Below are 17,233 nucleotides of genomic sequence, written 5' to 3'. Positions count from 1 at the left end.
GATATGCTGGAATGGCTGCTGCTGCCTTATGCTGAAGAGTTCGCGCTCTTTAATCTATTGAATTACATCACATTCCGCACCGGCGGTGCGCTGATGACCGCGCTCCTGATCGCGATGATCGGCGGCGCGCCCTTTATCCGCTGGCTGAAGAAAAAGCAGCGTGAGGGCCAACCGATCCGTGAAGATGGTCCGGAACGCCACATCATCGAAAAAGCCGGCACCCCCACCATGGGCGGCTTTCTGATATTGGTCGGGATCGTCATCGGAACGCTGCTCTGGGGCGACCTCTCGAACCAGTATCTCTGGGTGGTCTTGTTCGTCACCACGGGATACGGCGCAATCGGCTTCGTCGACGATTTCCGCAAGGTGACCCAGAAGTCCACGGCGGGCTTGTCAGGCCGGATGAAACTGCTTTTGCAGTTCGTCATTGGTGGCATTGCCATCTGGTGGATGACCAGCCTTCTGGCTCAGGCCCCGGATGTGCCCGAGGGCTATGCGACCTCCGTTGCCGTACCGTTTTTCAAGGATGTGCTGATCCCGCTCGGTCCGTTCTTTTTGATTTTCGGCACGCTGGTTATCGCCTTCTCGTCGAACGCCGTGAATCTCACGGACGGGCTCGACGGGTTGGCGATTGTGCCGGTCATGATCGCGGCCGCCAGCTTTGGATTTATCGCTTACATCGTCGGCAACTTTGTCTTCGCCGATTACCTGCAGCTCAATTTCACACCGGGAACCGGCGAGCTGGCCGTGTTTTGCGGGGCTTTGTTGGGGGCTTCGCTCGGCTTTCTCTGGTACAATGCGCCGCCCGCCATGGTCTTCATGGGCGACACCGGATCCTTGTCTCTGGGTGGCGCCATCGGCGCGATCGCCGTTGCCGTCAAGCATGAGGTTGTGCTCGCAATCATCGGGGGCCTGTTCGTACTCGAAGCGGTGTCGGTCATGGTCCAGATCGCCTCGTTCAAAATGTTCGGTAAGCGCGTTTTCAAAATGGCGCCGATTCACCACCATTTCGAAAAAATGGGTTGGCAGGAACCGACGATTGTCGTCCGTTTCTGGATTATTGCGGTAATCCTCGCCCTCATCGGCCTGTCGACCCTGAAGCTCCGCTGACGCCATGATCCCCGTTCCCGGATATGAAGATCAGGCGGTCGCCGTCTTCGGTTTGGGGCGGAGCGGCCGGATGACCTGCAAGGCACTTCGCGAAGGCGGAGCGCAGGTGCTGGCCTGGGATGACAATCCAGACACGCGGATAAACGCCCAGTCCGACGGTGTTGCGCTCACCGACCTTGACCGCGCCGACTGGTCTGAGGTCCGGGCCTTGATTGTATCGCCCGGCGTGCCGCTCACCCACCCAGAGCCGCATAGGCTGGTCAGACTGGCCCGCGAAAAGAACGTACCGGTCATCGGCGATATCGAGCTGTTCGCGCAGGCGATGGCAGCGCTGCCGGCAGAGCGGCGCCCGTCAATCGTGGGCATCACCGGAACGAACGGCAAATCGACGACCACCGCCCTGATCGGGCATATCCTGAAAAAGGCGGGCCGCGATGTCCGCGTCGGTGGCAATATCGGCGAGGCCATTCTCGGGCTCTCCCCGCCACGCGCCAAGACGGTGTTTGTGATCGAATTGTCGTCCTACCAGCTGGATCTGGTGCAGACGCTGCGCTGCGATATTGCGATCTGGCTCAATCTGACACCGGATCATCTCGACCGGCATGGCGACATGGCCGGCTACAAGGCGGCCAAATTTCGAATCTTCAGCAACCAGACGTCAGAAGACGCGGCCATTGTTGGCGTCGACGACGATCATTCCGCTGGCGTGATGACGCGATTGAAAGCGTCGCAACGTCAATCGGTTGTCGCGGTCTCTTCGGGCCGTTCACTGGGGCATGGCGTTTATGCGCTGGGCGGTAAAGTATTTGACGCACTCGGCAGAAGCCCGCGCGCAATCCTCGATCTCAAGGAGGCCGTCAGCCTCCCCGGCGCCCACAATGCCCAGAACATCGCTGCGGCCTATGCGGCATGCATTCGGCTCGGCCTCCTGCCCGAAGGGATCGCCGACGCCATCCGCAGCTTTCCCGGCCTGGCGCACCGGTTGGAACTCGTCGGCACCCATAAGGGTGTGCGCTATGTCAACGATTCCAAGGCCACCAACGCCGAAGCGACAGCCAAGGCGCTGGCCAGCTATAATCATATCTATTGGATAGCCGGAGGCCGGAAAAAGGAAGGCGGAATTGGCGCGTTGGCCCCTTTCTTCCCGCGTATCGAGAAAGCCTATCTGATCGGCGAGGCCGCCGACGAGTTTGCCGCAACCCTTTCCGGAACGGTGCCCAACGAAGTCGCCGGAACTCTGGAAACGGCGCTCGACCTCGCCGCCCGGGACGCGGCTGCAGGCGCGCGCGATACGCCGGTCATTCTTCTTTCACCTGCTTGCGCGAGTTTCGATCAATTCAGGGATTTCGAACACCGGGGCGACATGTTCCGGACGCTGGTTCGGGCCCGGATCGGAAACGCGTAAGGGACAGGAATGATTGCCATTGAAGCTCGGCAGGTCGGCGATTGGTGGCGCTCGATTGACCGCACCCTGCTGTTTGTCGTTCTCGCCCTGATGAGTGTCGGCCTGATCCTCTCATTGGCCGCCAGCCCTGCGGCGACCGTCCGCGAAAACATTTCCGACCCGTTCCACTTTCTCTACCGCCACAGCTTTTTCGCCGTCTTGAGCCTTGGCGTTCTGCTGTTCGTGTCCTCGCTGGCGATGCGGAATATCCGGCGATTATGCGCGCTGACGCTGGTCGGCTCGCTGGCGCTGATCGCTGTCACGATTGTCGCCGGCCACGAGGTGGGCGGGGCCTCGCGATGGCTGCGCTTCGCCGGCTTCTCGCTGCAACCGTCAGAATTCCTGAAACCATCGCTAATCGTGATCTGCGCCTGGCTGTTTGCCGAAGCGCGCAATGGGGCGCCGATTCCGGGTCGTGTCATCGCCTTCGGACTTTATCTGACGAGCGTCGTCTTGCTGATGCAGCAGCCTGATTTCGGCCAGTCCATCCTGATCACCCTTGTCTTTGGCGGCGTCTTTTTCGTCGCCGGGCTCAATTTCCGCTGGATGCTGGGGCTCGCCACCACGGCGACCGCCGGTATCGTATCGGCCTGGATGTTCCTTCCCTATGTGGCGACCCGTGTCGAACGCTTTCTCAATCCGGGTGCCGGCGAGACCTATCAGACGGACACCGCCATCGCGGCCATATCGCGCGGCGGCGTGATGGGCGTCGGTCCCGGCGAAGGCACCATCAAACGGCTGCTACCGGACTCGCACTCCGATTTCATCTTCGCGGTCGCAGCCGAAGAATTCGGGTTGATCGCCTCGCTCGCCATCATCGGATTGTTTGCGATCCTGGTCGCCAGGGCTTGGATGAATGCGCTCAAGCTGACGGATCATTTCGCGCAGCTGGCGGTTTCGGGCCTGGCCCTGCAGTTCGCCCTTCAGGCCGTCATCAATATCGGCGTGAATCTCGACCTGATCCCGCCCAAGGGCATGACCTTGCCGTTCATTTCCTATGGTGGCTCGTCCATGCTCGCCCTCGCACTGGGCGCCGGACTGATGCTGGCATTGACCCGGCGGCGGCCGGGCGCCTATCTGCGGTCATGACAAGCCCGAAACGCGCATTGATCGCTGCCGGAGGCACCGGCGGTCACATGTTTCCTGCCCGTGCGGCTGCGCAAGAGCTGGTCGATCGGGGCTGGGAAGTCCGGCTTGTCACCGATGCGCGCGGCATGAAACACACGCGCGATTTTCCGGCGGTCAAAATTGATCCGGTCCGCGCTGCGAGTCCGATCACCAGAAATCCGGTGAAACTCGCCTCGGCGTGGATGGAATTGCTGTTCGGCTGGCAGGCTTGCCGTTTCATCCTGAAGGACTGGAAGCCCGATGTCGTGGCCGGTTTCGGTGGCTATCCCGCCTTTCCGGCCTTGCTGGCCGCACGGCAAAAGAAAATTCCGTTCGCCATCCACGAGCAGAATGCCGTCCTCGGCCGCGTCAATCGCGTTTTCGCCAGCGATGCGGCCTTTGTGGCCTCCGGTTTCGACCGGCTCGACCGGCTGCCTGCGGGCGCACGGCATGAGGCGATGGGCAATCCGGTTCGCGCTCCGCTGGTTGCGGCCCGCGACACGCCGTTCCCGGACATGACGGATCGGATCCGTCTGTTCGTCCTCGGCGGCAGTCTGGGGGCCCGGATACTGTCCGAAACCGTGCCGCAAGCGATCGCCGATCTCCCGGAAAGGCTTAGATCTCGCCTTGTTGTCGCCCAACAGACCCGTGAAGAAGCCCTCGCCATGGCCAGGGATATCTATGCGGACGCCGGTGTCGAAGCGGAGTGCCAGCCGTTCTTCGAGGATGTGGCGGAGCGGCTGGCCGCTTGTCACCTCGTCATTGCCCGGGCCGGTGCTTCGAGCGTATCCGAAATCGCCTGCGTCGGCCGTCCGGCGGTGTTCGTGCCGCTGGCCATAGCCGCCGATGATCACCAGACGGCCAACGCCGAAGGCCTGGTTGAGGCCGGAGCGGCGGACTCCATCCCGGAAAGCGAATTCACCGCCGCTGCGCTGACCGCCCTGCTTGAAGTCCGGCTGTCCAATCCCGATGATCTGTCCGGCCGCGCGGCCCGCGCCCGCGAGCTCGGCCGTCCCGGCGCTGCGCGTGCTTTCGCCGATGCGCTGATCGCGCTTGTGTAAAGGTAAAACAGACTGATGCCCTCGAACGCCCTGCCCATCCGTGTCGGCCCCATCCATTTCGTCGGTATCGGGGGGATCGGCATGAGCGGCATCGCCGAAGTGATGCTCAATCTCGGCTATGCGGTGCAGGGCTCCGACATCAAGGAGAATCCCAACGTTATCCGCCTGCGCGAAAAGGGTGCGAAGGTGTTTATCGGGCATGCCGGCGACAATGTTCAGGGCGCCGGCGCGCTGGTCGTCTCGACCGCGATCAAGGCCGGTAATCCCGAGCTGCAGGCGGCGCGGGCAAAGAAAATCCCTGTCGTGCGCCGCGCCGAGATGCTCGCGGAGCTGATGCGCCTCAAATATTCCGTCGCCGTCGCCGGAACGCACGGCAAGACCACGACGACATCCCTCGTCGCCGCGCTGATGGACGCCACCGGACTCGATCCCACCGTGATCAATGGCGGCATTATTTCCGCCTACGGCTCCAACGCCAAGATGGGCGAGGGTGACTGGATGGCCGTCGAGGCCGATGAAAGCGACGGGTCATTCCTGAAGCTGCGGGCAACGATCGGGATCGTGACCAATATCGACCCGGAACACATGGAGCATTACGGCAGTGTCGAGGCGCTGCATGATGCCTTCTACCGCTTCGTGGAAGGCTTGCCCTTCTACGGGTTTGCCGTGCTCTGTACCGATCATCCCCAGGTCCAGAACCTCGCCTCGCGCGTTACGGATCGCCGGATATTGACCTATGGCTTCAACCAGCAGGCCGATGTGCGGGCGGAAAACCTGGAGATGACGGCCGACGGTTCGCGCTTCGATGTCGTCTTCCGCGACAATGGCCATGCCGAGCGCTGGGAGCGCGTATTCCTGCCCATGATGGGCGAGCACAACGTGTTGAACGCCTTGTCGGCCATCGCTGTCGCGCGGGAGCTAGGCGCGGATGAAGCCGCCGCAAAGTCGGCGCTCCAGGGTTTTGGCGGCGTCAAGCGGCGCTTCACCAAGACCGGGACCTGGAACGGCGCCGATATTATCGACGATTATGGCCACCATCCGGTCGAGATCAGCGCCGTCCTGAAGGCCGCCCGTCAAGCCGCCTCCGGCAAGGTCATCGCGATCGCCCAGCCGCATCGCTACACCCGCCTGCACGATCTGTTCGACGATTTCTGCACCTGTTTCAACGACGCCGACACGGTGCTGATCGCGCCGGTCTACGAGGCCGGGGAGACCCCGATCGAAGGCGCCGATGCGCCACACCTGGTCGAGGGATTGCGCGCGCATGGCCATCGCGATGCGCAGACTACCACCCGCGAGGCCGTGGCGGCGGCGATCGCCGAACGGGCCGGCAAAGGCGACATCATTGTCTGCCTCGGCGCCGGCGACATCACAGCCTGGGCTTATGCCCTGCCGGACGAGCTGGAGGCACTGGGGTGAGCGAGGCCTACCACCGATTTCTCCCCCTGCTTGCGGGGGGAGGGCCCCGAAAGGGCGAGGGGGGCATCGCCGCCTCCGTCAGCTTCGCTGCCACCTCCCCCGTGAACGGGGGAGGACAAAGGATTTGGCGATGACCCTCATCAATCGTCTTCCCGCCGTTCGTGGCAAGCTCATAGAGAAGGCCCCACTCGCCGACATGACGTGGCTGCGCGTTGGCGGCCCGGCAGAAATCCTCTTTTTGCCCGCAGACGAAACCGACCTGGCCCATTTCCTCGCGGAGACTCCCGAAGACATTCCCGTTCACATTCTCGGCGCCGGCTCGAACACGCTGGTCCGCGATGGCGGCGTGCCGGGCGTGGTGGTGCGTCTGACCGCGCCCTTCGGCAAGGTCGAGCCGATGGGCAAAAATCGGATACGCGCCGGAGCAGCGGCGCTCGACAAGAAGGTCGCGCAAGTCGCGGCCAAGGCCGGGATAGCCGGCCTCGAATTCTTTACCGGCGTTCCGGGTGCGATCGGTGGCGCTCTGCGCATGAATGCCGGATGTTACGGGACAGAAACCTGCGATGTGCTGGTCGAAGCGGTCGCGCTGGACCGCATGGGCCGGCGTCTGATCGTCCAGCCCGAAGAGCTCGGCTACGCCTACCGGCACTCGGCTGCGCCGGACGACTGGATCTTCACCGCGGCGGTCTTCGAAGGCACAGCTGACACACCCGATGCCATCCTTGAACGCATGGACGACATCACCGCGCGCCGGGAAAAGACCCAGCCCATCCGCGAGAAAACCTCCGGCTCCACCTTCAAGAATCCAGACCCGCCGGGCACGCCGGACCAGCGCAAAGCTTGGAAGTTGATCGACGCGGCCGGCTGGCGCGGCAAAACCATTGGTGGCGCATGCTTTTCCGAGCAGCATGCCAATTTCCTGATCAATGACGGCACGGCAACGGCGGCTGATCTTGAAGCAGTCGGTGAGGGCGCCCGTGCCGACATTAAGGCGGCAACCGGGATCGATCTGCACTGGGAAGTGCGCCGCGTCGGTGTGGGGGCTAAGTCATGACAAAGCGCATTGCGGTCCTGCTTGGCGGCATGTCCGCCGAACGCCAGGTCTCGCTGGTCTCCGGCAAGGCCTGTGCGGATGCCTTGCGCCGCAAGGGCTGGGACGTTGTCGAGATCGACCCCACGCGTGAGCTCGCCAAACAACTGGCGGATGCCGCGCCGGATGTCGTCTTCAACGGCCTGCACGGTGAGTGGGGGGAGGACGGCAAGGTCCAGGGCATTCTCGAGCATTACGGCGCGCCCTACACGCATTCCGGCGTGCTCGCCTCGGCCTTGGCCATGGACAAGCAACGTGCCAAGGCCGTGCTCGAGTTGTTTGGCGCGCGCTGCCCCGAAGGCAAGCTCGTCAACCGGTTCGACGCGGCGCGCGAGCACGTCTACGAGCCGCCCTATGTCATCAAGCCGAATGCACAAGGCTCCTCGGTCGGCGTGTTTATCGTGCCGGAAGGGTCCAACCGCCCGCCGATTGAGTTGGCCGCCGACGATTGGCAACTCGGCGACGAAATGCTCGCCGAAAAGTTCATTCCGGGCCGCGAGCTGACCGTTGCCGTGCTGGGTGACAAGGCGCTCGGCGTCACCGAGATCATCCCCAGGACCCGCTTTTATGACTATGAGGCAAAATACGCCGCCGGCGGATCCGTGCATGAAATCCCGGCAAAGGTTCCGGAGGCCATTGCTTCGGAAGCGCAGCGTTTGGCGTTGATTGCCCATGAGGCGATGGGCTGTCGCGGCCTGACGCGCTCGGATTTCCGCTATGATGACTCACCTTCAGGTGGCCTATGGTTACTCGAAATTAACACCCAACCGGGCATGACTCCGACATCCCTCGCCCCAGAACAGGCGGCGTGGAATGGGATCGAATTCGACGATCTCGTTCAGTGGATGGCGGAGGATGCGTCATGTCCAAGGTGAAACGCGCTCCTGCGCGGCGAAAGCCGACGCGGCGCAAATCACCCAAAAAGCAGACCGCCGCAGCGTCCGCGCCGCGGCGTTTTCGCAACTGGATCGAAGCGCGGCTTCGGGGCGCGCGTTACAGCGCGGCCAATGCCGTGCGCCTGGTTGGGGTGCTCGCCGCGGCCGTCTTCCTGCTGGTCATCGGCGGCCTGTTCGTCTTCGGCGCGCTCGACGATGCGGGAGCGTCTGTCATGCGAATGGCCGAGCGCCAAACGGCCTCCCTCGGCATGGCCGTCCACGTCATCGATGTGAGCGGTGTTGAAGCCGACGAGTCGGCCCTCGTGGCCGATGCCGTTTCGACCTTTCATGGACAGTCGATGCTGGCGTTTAATCCGCATCAAGCGCGCGCTGACGTCGAGGCGCTGCCCTGGGTGCGGGAAGCAACCGTTATCCGGCTCTGGCCGAACCGGATCAGCATCGTCGTTGAGCCGCGCTCCGAATTTGCGCTCTGGCAGGTCGAGGGTGAGATCCACGTGATCGACCGCGACGGATCGGTGCTCGGCGAAGCCCGGGCCAGCGACTGGCCCGACCTGCCGCTGGTCGTGGGATTTGGCGCCAATACCGCCGCCGAAAACCTGATTGAAACGCTTGAGCATCATGACGAGATTGCCCGCCGCGTCAGCGCCATGGTGCGCGTTGGCGACCGCCGCTGGAATCTGCGTCTCGCCAATGGTCTCGATGTCAAACTTCCGGAAACCGAAATGGGCGCGGCTCTGGCACTGCTGACCGCGATGCAAGCCGAACGCGGCGTTTTGCGTCTCGACGCCGAGAGCATTGATCTGCGCCAGCCGGGAGAAATGATCGTCCGCGCCTTGCCCGAGCGCGCCCGCGCCGCCGGGATCGGGGAGAGCGAAGCGTGAGCCTGTTTGGTCTGTTCGGGAGTGGCGAAAGCAAGCCCGGGCCGGCTTCCCGTCCCGGTATTTGTGCCGCGCTCGATCTCGGCTCGTCGAAAACCGTTTGCTTCATTTCCAAGGCCGAACAGACGGCTGAGGGTCCGCGGCCCCGCGTCATCGGTGTAGGTCACCAGTCGGCGCGGGGCATGAAGGGCGGCGTGATTGTCGATCTCGATCTCGCCCGCAAAAATATCCAGGAAACGGTCCAGCGCGCCGAGAAAATGGCGGGCGTTGCGGTCAGCCAGGTCAGCGTGGCATTGACGGCGGCGCGAGCGCGCGGTGAGGGAGTCACCCTTGAATCCGCGATCGCCCGCAGCGAGATCACCGAGCGCGACATGCGCCGCTTACAGGATGCGGCCATCGCCGAATATCAGCGTCCTGACGAGGTCATTCTTCACGCCATCGTCGTGTCCTGGGTGGTCGATGGGCGCGACGAGGTCAGCGATCCGCGTGGCATGTATGGCCGCAGCCTGGCGGTCAACATGCACATCGTCACTGCGCCCGTGGGCCCGCTGCGCAACCTGCTCAACTGCATCGAAGGATGTCATCTCGACCTGCGCACGGTGGTCGCGGCGCCCTATGCGGCCGGGCTGTCGGCTTTGTCCGACGATGAGATCGAACTGGGCGCGACTCTGATCGACATGGGCGCCGAGACGACTTCGGCCGCCGTGTTTTCGAACGGCTCGCTCGCGCGGTTGAGCGCCGCCCCGGTCGGCGGACGCCACGTCACCAGCGATCTTGCCCGCGGGCTGCAAACCCCGATCGCTTCCGCCGAGCGCATCAAGATCCTATACGGCTCGGCGCTCGAAAGCCCCAGCGATGACCGCCAGATGATCGAGGTGCCGCCGGTCACCGGGGAAGGCGACCGGATGAATTCGGCACCGCGCTCCATGCTCAATTCGATTATCCGTCCGCGTCTCGAGGAAACCTTCGAGTTATTGCGCGACAAGCTCGATGTGACCGGCCGGCTGGATCAAAATCACCGGGTTGTGCTGACCGGGGCGGCCGCGCAATTGCCGGGCGCCAAGGAACTCGCCTCGCGGGTTTTCGGACGCCCGGCGCGGCTTGCTTCGCCGCAAGGTGTCGCCGGACTCGGCGATGCGGTCAGCGGACCCGGTTTTTCGGTGGTTTCCGGTATTATTCTGCGGGAAACGCGCGGCGCGGCGGAGGCTTTCTACGGGCCGCCCAAGCTGCACGCCGGGCGGTCGCGCCGCCGCACAATGTCAGGCTCATCGCGCCCGGCGACGGTATGGCGCTGGCTGGCGGAAAGTTTCTGACCCCGAACCGCAAAGAATTCTGTGGATTTAACCCGCGATTAAGCGCTGTCAGCGGAGATTGTGCTCGAATCCCGTGTTAACCTTTAGGCTTGGTATACGGAGCGGCCATGCCCCTGAATATTTCCGTCCCAGAAACCACCGAACTTCGCCCTCGCATCCTCGTCTTCGGGGTGGGTGGTGCCGGTGGCAATGCCGTCAACAACATGATCGAGTCCGCCCTTGAAGGCGTCGACTTTGCCGTCGCCAATACCGACGCGCAGGCGCTGACCCGATCGAAGACGGAAAAACGCGTCCAGATGGGCGCGGCAATCACGGAAGGACTGGGCGCAGGCGCCCGGCCGGAAATCGGTTCGCAGGCAGCCGAAGATTCGCTTCCGGAAATCATGGAGCACTTGGCAGGGGCCCACATGGTGTTCATCACCGCCGGGATGGGTGGGGGCACCGGCACGGGTGCGGCGCCGGTCATTGCGCGGGCCGCTCGCGAGCAAGGCATACTTACCGTAGGTGTTGTCACCAAGCCCTTCCATTTCGAAGGCACGCGGCGCATGCGCATTGCCGACAATGGCATCGAGCAGCTGCAAGAGCATGTCGACACGCTGATCGTCATTCCGAACCAGAATCTGTTCCGCATCGCGACGGAGAAGACGACGTTCGCGGAAGCCTTCCAGATGGCGGACGATGTGCTGCACTCGGGCGTACGCGGTATCACCGACCTGATGGTCATGCCGGGCCTCATCAATCTCGACTTCGCCGATGTTCGTGCCGTGATGAACGAGATGGGCAAGGCGATGATGGGAACCGGCGAGGCGTCCGGCGAGAAGCGCGCGACCGAGGCCGCCCATGCGGCGATCGCGAACCCGCTGCTCGACGACGTGTCGCTGGAGGGCGCGACCGGTGTCCTGATCAATATCACCGGCGGCTATGACATGACCCTGTACGAGGTCGACGAGGCGGCCAACGAAATCCGCAACCAGGTCGATCCCGATGCCAACATCATCGTCGGTTCGACGTTTGACGAGGCGCTGGAAGGTACGATCCGCGTTTCGGTCGTCGCCACCGGTATCGATGCTGAACGCCAGCAAGCCACAGACCCGCGCCGGGCCCAGTCGCGGACCGCACCGCCGGCGGTCGATCCGCATGCCGGCATTCTGCCGTGGAAGCGGGAAGGCGCGGGCGAGCGCCCCGGCCGTAGCGTCGCAAACGGTCATGAGCGTCAGGGCCCGCTGGTCGAGCGGATCCACCACGAGAAAGCCGAATTCAAGCCGGCGCCTGCCGCTGCACGCGAACCCGAACCGGAGCCTGCGCCGCCGGCCGACCCCATGGTCGAGACCGACAACACTGATCCGTATTTCGATGATGATGTGCGGCCGCAAGTGATCCGCGATCAGGAACGCGTCGCGGCAGAAGCCGACCGCATACGCCGCGAACCCGAGCGCCGCGCGTCCGCCGAAGAGATTCAGGATTCGGACGAGGCCGGGGAGGATCGCAAGTCGGCCTTTTCCCTGTTCGGCCGCCGGAAACGGCCCATGGCACCCGTCCCGAAAACCGCGCCGCGGCGGAACGACATCGAACAGGAGAAGCCGCGCCAGGCGACGGGAGACCTGTTTGGCGAGGACGGCGATGACTCCGATCTGGAAATTCCGGCCTTCCTGCGTCGTCAGGCCAACTAGGGCTGACCTTTCGGACCGGTAACAATCCGCAACAATGCTTTAATTGCTGCCCACAGCCCTTCCGCTATGGATAGCTCGGCGATCATACGCAAGCGAAGCGTGTGACCTAAGGGGCTCGATAAGCGATTATGGGTGTGTGGGCGTGAGCAACCGCAAGACATTGGCAGGCGTTTCGGTTTGTGCCGGCATCGGCCTGCATTCCGGAATGCGCGTCCGCATGGTGCTGAAACCGGCCACGCCGGGTTCGGGCATCCATTTCGTCCGCACCGATCTGGACGGTGACAACCGGATTGCGGCGCGTGTCGAGAATGTCACGACGGTTCGCCTCGGCACGACCATAGCCAACGAAGCCGGCGCCAGCGTCGCGACGGTCGAGCACCTCATGTCCGCTCTCGCCGGCCTGGGCGTCGATGACGCGGTGATCGAAATCGACGGCCCGGAAACACCGGCCATGGATGGCTCGGCTGCACCGTTTGTCGATCTGATCCGTCAGGCCGGTTTGAAAGAGACGGCAGCTCCGCTGCGGGTCATCCGCGTGCTCAAGCCGGTCTCGCTGGAGATGCAGGGCCGGACGGCAACCTTCCTGCCCTCGCTCAAGCCGGCCATTGATGTCGAGATTTCATTTCCGCATCCGACCGTCGGCCGCCAGCGCTACGCATTCGATATCTCCGACCGGATTTTCTCCGAGGATGTGGCGTCAGCGCGGACCTTTGGTTTCCGCAAGGATGTCGAAGCCATGCATGCCGCAGGGCTGGCGCTGGGCGGGTCCATGGACAATGCGGTCGTCATCGATGATTCCGGCATCGCCAATCCGGAAGGCCTGCGATTCGCGGATGAATTTGCGCGCCACAAGGCGCTCGATGCTCTGGGCGATTTGTCGCTGGCCGGCGCGCCGATCTTCGGCCGCTATTTCGCGCATCAGCCGGGCCACGCGCTGAACGTCGCAGCCGTCCGGGCGCTTCTGGCTGACCAGAGCGCCTGGAAAATGGTCGCTTACGCCGATGCCAACGATGCGCGGGAAGCGGCATCAGTCGAAGGCTGACGCGGCGCTTTCAAGTCCCTATTGCTTGCGTTACAACACCACCGGATTTTCGAATTACTGGCCGGGTCGGGTGGCCTAACGCGGAGCTGATATGACCTTTCTGACGCGTTCGATTATTGTGCTTGTGGCTCTAGCCGTGCTGGCGGGGTGCCAGTCGCGGCGTATTTCCACCGAAACGGTTTATGTCGAGCGCGAGGTTGAGACCATTTATGCGGCCGCGATCGAGCGCATGGAAAACGGCAGCTATGGCGATGCAGCCGACCAGTTCGACGAGGTCGAGCGCCAGCACCCATATTCGGAGTGGGCCCGCCGCGCCATGTTGATGGCGGCCTATTCGAACTATCAGGCGGGCAACTACGAAGAAGCGATTTCGGATGCCGAGCGCTTCATTGCATTGCACCCCGGTAACCGCAGCGCGCCTTACGCCTATTATCTTGTGGCGATCAGCCATTTCGAGCAGATCCTCGATGTCGGCCGCGACCAGCAATCCACTGTGAATGCGCTGAACGCGCTGGAACAGGTGGTCCGGCGTTACCCCAACACGCGCTATGCGCAGGATGCGCGCCTCAAGATCGACATGACCCGCGACCATCTGGCCGGCAAGGAGATGTCGATCGGCCGCTGGTATCTGCGCCGCGGATTCTTCCTTGCGGCGATCAACCGGTTCCGGAATGTGCTCGAAGATTACGAGACCACGACCCACACGCCGGAGGCGCTGCACCGGATCGTCGAGTCCTACGTCGCTTTGGGCGTGGACGAGGAAGCAACCCAGGTCGCGGCGGTGCTCGGCTACAATTTCCCGGGCAGCGTCTGGTATGAAGATACCTACCGCTTGCTGACGGAAGAGGGCATTGCCATTCCCAATCCGGACCTGCAGCCGGAGAACCCGTCCTACTGGCAACGCCTGGTGGACCGGTTGTTCGGCTAGGCGGCGGCCGCATGCTGACAGCCTTATCGGTCAGAAACATTGTTCTTATTGATGCGCTGGACGCCGGCTTTGCTGCAGGTCTCTGCGCCCTGACCGGTGAGACCGGTGCCGGCAAATCCATCCTCTTGGGCGCGCTGGGCCTGGCCGCCGGCGAGCGCGCGGATCGCACACAGGTCGGAACAGGCGGCGATGAAAGCCGCGCCGCGGCAACATTCGATGTCGCCGGCGATCATCCGGCTCACGCCCTGCTTGTTGAAGCGGGCATTGAGGTTGAACCGGGCGAATCGCTGATCCTGCGCCGCCGGGTCACCGCCGATGGCCGCAGCCAGGGCTGGATCAACGACCAGCCCGCCAGCATCGGTCTTGTCCGCCAACTCGGCGACCTCCTCGTCGAGGTGCATGGCCAGCATGATGGCCGGGGCCTGCTCGATCCCAAGACCCATCGTGGTCTGCTCGACACCTTCTGCGCAAACGGCAGCGAGCGCGACGCCACCTCCCGCGCTTGGAAGCAGCTCGCCGAAGCGCGTGACCGGCTGACCGGTTTGCAGGAGATGCAGGCGACAGCGGCGGAGCAGGAAGCCTTTCTGCGCCATTCGCTGGAAGAACTCGACGCCCTGTCCCCGGTGCGCGACGAGGAGTCGGCACTCGCCGAAGAGCGGAAGTTTCTGCAAAATGCCGAGCAAGCACTGGCCGAACTGGACGAGGCGCGCCAGGCGCTGGATGCTGATGGTGGCCTGTCGGCGCGCCTCAATGGTGCGTTGCGGGGCATGGAAAAAGTCCGCGCCTCCCTTGGCGAAGGCGAAACCGGAACCGCCGGAGCGGCGCGCGCCGCGATCGACCGGGCCGCCGGAGCCCTCGACCGGGCGCTGATCGAATTCACCGAGGCGGAAGACGCCCTGGCGGATGCTGCGGAGGCGTTCGACATCGAGCCGGGCCGCCTCGACACCGTCGAGGAGCGCCTGTTCGGTCTGCGCGCCGCGGCGCGAAAACACGACGTTACGGTGGATGAATTGCCGGAGTTCCGGGACCAGCTGGCCGAACGGCTGGAAGCCATCGAATCCGCCGAAGACCGCGTGCGCGAAGCCGAGAAAGCCGTGGCCGCGGCGCAAGCCGAATACGATAATGCGGCCGACAGCCTGACGAAATCGCGGATGAAGGGTGCAAAGGCGCTGGCCGATGCGGTGATGGCTGAACTGCCGCCCCTGAAACTCGAAAAGGCTCGGTTCCGGGTTGCGATCGAGACGGACAGGGAGCGCGCCGGGGCGCAAGGCCGCGACAGGGTGGCGTTCGAGGTGATGACCAATCCCGGCACGCCCTTTGGCCCGCTAGACAAGATCGCCTCTGGTGGCGAGCTGTCGCGGTTTGCTCTGGCCATCAAGGTCAGCCTGTCGGCCGGCGAGGAAGGGCTGACGCTGATTTTCGACGAGGTCGATCAGGGCGTCGGTGGCGCTGTGGCCGCGGCCGTGGGCAAGCGGCTCAAACGGTTGGCGCAAACCGGACAAACGCTGGTCGTGACTCACTCGCCGCAGGTTGCGGCGATGGCCGACCATCACTGGAAAATCGAGAAGACCGAGGATGGCGAGGACCGCGTCCGTACGACCCTTCGCGCGCTGACCGGCTCTGACCGGCGCGAGGAAATCGCCCGGATGCTGTCGGGCGAGAATGTCACCGAGGCCGCCCGGGCCCAGGCGGACGAGTTGATGAGCGCCTAGTCGCCCTCCCAGTCATCGGCGAGGATCGCCGCGTAAAGCTCGATCCCGTCCCACAGATGCCCGATCCGCAGGTTTTCGTTCGGCGCATGCTGCGAATTGTCCGGATTGACGATCGGCACGATGGCGAAGGGCGTTCCGGTAACCTCGGAAATCGGGGCGAGGGGCAGGCTGCCGCCGAGCAAAGGCACAACCCGGACCGGTCGCTCGCTGGCCGTATCGACGATGGAGACGAGGTGTCCGATCAGCGGATGACCGGCCTCCGTGCTGGCGGCTTCATAGCCCGCCGGTGACCAGTGCAGTTCGGCGATCATCGGGTGTTGCAGGCGCTCTTCATCCGTCGGCACACGATCAAGCACGACATAGCCCTGGTTTTCAACATGAGCACGAACGCGCGCCCGCAGCCAGTCGAGCGACATGCCCGGCACGACGCGGAAGCCGATGGCAGCAGTCGCGCGGTCCGGAATCGCGTTGCGCGTGGCTGGACCTGTCGCCCCGGCATCGAGACCCAGCACGTTCAGTGCCGGCACCATGACCGCTTCGCCATAGAGCGCGCCGGGACCCCATTCCGTGCGGGCGATACCGGGTTCGGCCAGCAAGCTGGCTTCATCGAACGCGCCGGCCTCGAGATAGCTCCGGGCCACGTTCGAGATCGGCAGGGCATCGTCATAGAAACCGTCGATCAGCACTCGGCCGGTCTCATCGCGCATGGAGGCGATCAGAAGCGCCAGCCTTGCCGCCGGGTTGGGCGCCACATTGCCGTAATGCCCACTGTGCAGCACACGAGAAGCGCCGTGTACGGTGAGCTGCATCGAGGTCACACCCCGCACGCCGAGCAGAACGCGCGGATCGCCCCGCGTGTCGATCGGCCCGTCGGCGATCAGCCAGAGATCGGCCTCCAGAAGATCACGATGTGCTTCGAGCAACGCACGCAGATGGGGTGAGCCGGCTTCCTCCTCGCCTTCCAGGAAAAAGCGGATATTGACGTTCGGCCCCAGCCCCGCCGCGCGCAGCGCATCGATCGCCCGAAGCATGGCGATGAAAGGGGATTTGTCGTCGCTTGCAGAGCGCGCATAGATGCGCCAGTCCGGATCGATGTCGCCCGCCAGCGGATCGTCGAGGATCGCGGCCCCGTCTTCCAGCCGTCCAGCCCGGACAACCGGATCGAACGGATCGCTCGTCCAGTTCTCGGGCTCGACCGGCTGGCCGTCATAATGGGTGTAGAGCATCAGCGTGCGCGTGGCGCCCGGCACGTTGAGCTCGCCATAGACGGCCGGCGAGGCGTCACCGGCTTCCAGGATCCGTCCGTCTATGCCGCGGGCTTCCATCAGGCCGATGATGTGCCGCGCATTGGCGAGGATATCGTCGCGGTTGGCGGCGACATTGGGCAGACGCAGGAAATCCATTGTCTCGGCGAGAATGGCCGCTTCATGCGCTTCGCGATAGGCGCGCGCCGCCTCTGTGACCGGCGTCTGAGCAAAGGCCGGCGCAGCCAATAACAGCGTGGCGGCCAGTCGATACAGCATGTGAACCTCTCCCCGGTGACGATCAGCTTGCCCCGAACCT

14 protein-coding genes are annotated in these 17,233 nt (G+C 63.8%); 13 read left to right on the top strand and 1 reads right to left on the bottom strand.

Features of this window, described 5'->3' with window-relative positions; genetic code table 11:
- Positions 1 to 3: 3 nt before the first annotated feature.
- The 13 genes from mraY (at position 4) to recN (ending at position 15,670) form a co-directional block, all read left to right on the top strand.
- Positions 4 to 1,110: a phospho-N-acetylmuramoyl-pentapeptide-transferase gene (mraY, locus tag ACO08C_RS03375; protein ID WP_421787557.1), complete on the top strand. Its 1,107-nt coding sequence runs from the start codon at positions 4 to 6 to the stop codon at positions 1,108 to 1,110.
- Positions 1,111 to 1,180: 70 nt separating this feature from the next.
- Positions 1,181 to 2,515, top strand: a complete 1,335-nt coding sequence (murD, locus tag ACO08C_RS03370; protein ID WP_421787555.1) for a UDP-N-acetylmuramoyl-L-alanine--D-glutamate ligase — start codon at positions 1,181 to 1,183, stop codon at positions 2,513 to 2,515.
- A gap of 9 nt (positions 2,516 to 2,524) precedes the next feature.
- Complete coding sequence (locus ACO08C_RS03365) at positions 2,525 to 3,643, top strand: FtsW/RodA/SpoVE family cell cycle protein (RefSeq protein ID WP_421787553.1); 1,119 nt, start codon at positions 2,525 to 2,527, stop codon at positions 3,641 to 3,643.
- A 47-nt stretch (positions 3,644 to 3,690) separates the two neighbouring features.
- Positions 3,691 to 4,722, top strand: a complete 1,032-nt coding sequence (locus ACO08C_RS03360; protein WP_421787551.1) for a UDP-N-acetylglucosamine--N-acetylmuramyl-(pentapeptide) pyrophosphoryl-undecaprenol N-acetylglucosamine transferase — start codon at positions 3,691 to 3,693, stop codon at positions 4,720 to 4,722.
- 15 nt (positions 4,723 to 4,737) lie between these two features.
- Entirely contained in the window at positions 4,738 to 6,141 is a 1,404-nt protein-coding gene (murC, locus tag ACO08C_RS03355; protein WP_421787549.1) for a UDP-N-acetylmuramate--L-alanine ligase, read from the top strand.
- A gap of 130 nt (positions 6,142 to 6,271) precedes the next feature.
- Positions 6,272 to 7,195: a UDP-N-acetylmuramate dehydrogenase gene (murB, locus tag ACO08C_RS03350; RefSeq protein WP_421787547.1), complete on the top strand. Its 924-nt coding sequence runs from the start codon at positions 6,272 to 6,274 to the stop codon at positions 7,193 to 7,195.
- Entirely contained in the window at positions 7,192 to 8,106 is a 915-nt protein-coding gene (locus ACO08C_RS03345; RefSeq protein ID WP_421787545.1) for a D-alanine--D-alanine ligase, read from the top strand. The genes murB and ACO08C_RS03345 overlap by 4 nt, the downstream gene beginning before the upstream one ends.
- Entirely contained in the window at positions 8,094 to 9,008 is a 915-nt protein-coding gene (locus ACO08C_RS03340) for a cell division protein FtsQ/DivIB (protein WP_421787543.1), read from the top strand. Before ACO08C_RS03345 ends, ACO08C_RS03340 begins: the two co-directional genes overlap by 13 nt.
- Positions 9,005 to 10,318 carry a cell division protein FtsA gene (ftsA, locus tag ACO08C_RS03335; RefSeq protein WP_421787541.1) on the top strand — a complete coding sequence of 438 codons (1,314 nt, stop codon included), beginning with the start codon at positions 9,005 to 9,007 and terminating at the stop codon, positions 10,316 to 10,318. Before ACO08C_RS03340 ends, ftsA begins: the two co-directional genes overlap by 4 nt.
- Before the next feature lie 107 nt (positions 10,319 to 10,425).
- A complete protein-coding gene (gene ftsZ, locus ACO08C_RS03330) occupies positions 10,426 to 11,988 on the top strand; it encodes a cell division protein FtsZ (protein ID WP_421787540.1) in 1,563 nt (520 codons plus the stop codon).
- Between the two features lie 142 nt (positions 11,989 to 12,130).
- Positions 12,131 to 13,030, top strand: a complete 900-nt coding sequence (gene lpxC / locus ACO08C_RS03325) for a UDP-3-O-acyl-N-acetylglucosamine deacetylase (protein WP_421787538.1) — start codon at positions 12,131 to 12,133, stop codon at positions 13,028 to 13,030.
- Between the two features lie 91 nt (positions 13,031 to 13,121).
- Entirely contained in the window at positions 13,122 to 13,958 is an 837-nt protein-coding gene (locus tag ACO08C_RS03320; protein WP_421787537.1) for an outer membrane protein assembly factor BamD, read from the top strand.
- 11 nt (positions 13,959 to 13,969) lie between these two features.
- Complete coding sequence (recN, locus tag ACO08C_RS03315; protein ID WP_421787535.1) at positions 13,970 to 15,670, top strand: DNA repair protein RecN; 1,701 nt, start codon at positions 13,970 to 13,972, stop codon at positions 15,668 to 15,670.
- Here recN and ACO08C_RS03310 read toward each other — a convergent pair.
- Complete coding sequence (locus tag ACO08C_RS03310) at positions 15,667 to 17,193, bottom strand: M20/M25/M40 family metallo-hydrolase (RefSeq protein ID WP_421787533.1); 1,527 nt, start codon at positions 17,191 to 17,193, stop codon at positions 15,667 to 15,669. The two genes, recN and ACO08C_RS03310, sit on opposite strands and share 4 nt — an antisense overlap.
- Positions 17,194 to 17,233 lie beyond the last annotated feature (40 nt).

The sequence above is a fragment of the Hyphobacterium sp. genome (assembly GCF_965229905.1).
In the GTDB taxonomy this organism is placed as follows: Bacteria; Pseudomonadota; Alphaproteobacteria; order Caulobacterales; family Maricaulaceae; genus Hyphobacterium.
Note: the sequence above shows the minus strand (reverse complement) of the source record. Positions and strands in the feature narration are given on the sequence as shown.

What these genes read in the sequence shown, in the direction of transcription:
- mraY (WP_421787557.1), top strand. Translation starts at nt 4, where the DNA reads ATGCTGGAATGGCTGCTGCTGCCTTATGCTGAAGAGTTCGCGCTCTTT.
- murD (WP_421787555.1), top strand. Translation starts at nt 1,181, where the DNA reads ATGACCTGCAAGGCACTTCGCGAAGGCGGAGCGCAGGTGCTGGCCTGG.
- ACO08C_RS03365 (WP_421787553.1), top strand. Translation starts at nt 2,525, where the DNA reads ATGATTGCCATTGAAGCTCGGCAGGTCGGCGATTGGTGGCGCTCGATT.
- ACO08C_RS03360 (WP_421787551.1), top strand. Translation starts at nt 3,691, where the DNA reads ATGTTTCCTGCCCGTGCGGCTGCGCAAGAGCTGGTCGATCGGGGCTGG.
- murC (WP_421787549.1), top strand. Translation starts at nt 4,738, where the DNA reads ATGCCCTCGAACGCCCTGCCCATCCGTGTCGGCCCCATCCATTTCGTC.
- murB (WP_421787547.1), top strand. Translation starts at nt 6,272, where the DNA reads ATGACCCTCATCAATCGTCTTCCCGCCGTTCGTGGCAAGCTCATAGAG.
- ACO08C_RS03345 (WP_421787545.1), top strand. Translation starts at nt 7,192, where the DNA reads ATGACAAAGCGCATTGCGGTCCTGCTTGGCGGCATGTCCGCCGAACGC.
- ACO08C_RS03340 (WP_421787543.1), top strand. Translation starts at nt 8,094, where the DNA reads ATGTCCAAGGTGAAACGCGCTCCTGCGCGGCGAAAGCCGACGCGGCGC.
- ftsZ (WP_421787540.1), top strand. Translation starts at nt 10,426, where the DNA reads ATGCCCCTGAATATTTCCGTCCCAGAAACCACCGAACTTCGCCCTCGC.
- ACO08C_RS03320 (WP_421787537.1), top strand. Translation starts at nt 13,122, where the DNA reads ATGACCTTTCTGACGCGTTCGATTATTGTGCTTGTGGCTCTAGCCGTG.
- recN (WP_421787535.1), top strand. Translation starts at nt 13,970, where the DNA reads ATGCTGACAGCCTTATCGGTCAGAAACATTGTTCTTATTGATGCGCTG.
- ACO08C_RS03310 (WP_421787533.1), bottom strand. Translation starts at nt 17,193, where the DNA reads ATGCTGTATCGACTGGCCGCCACGCTGTTATTGGCTGCGCCGGCCTTT.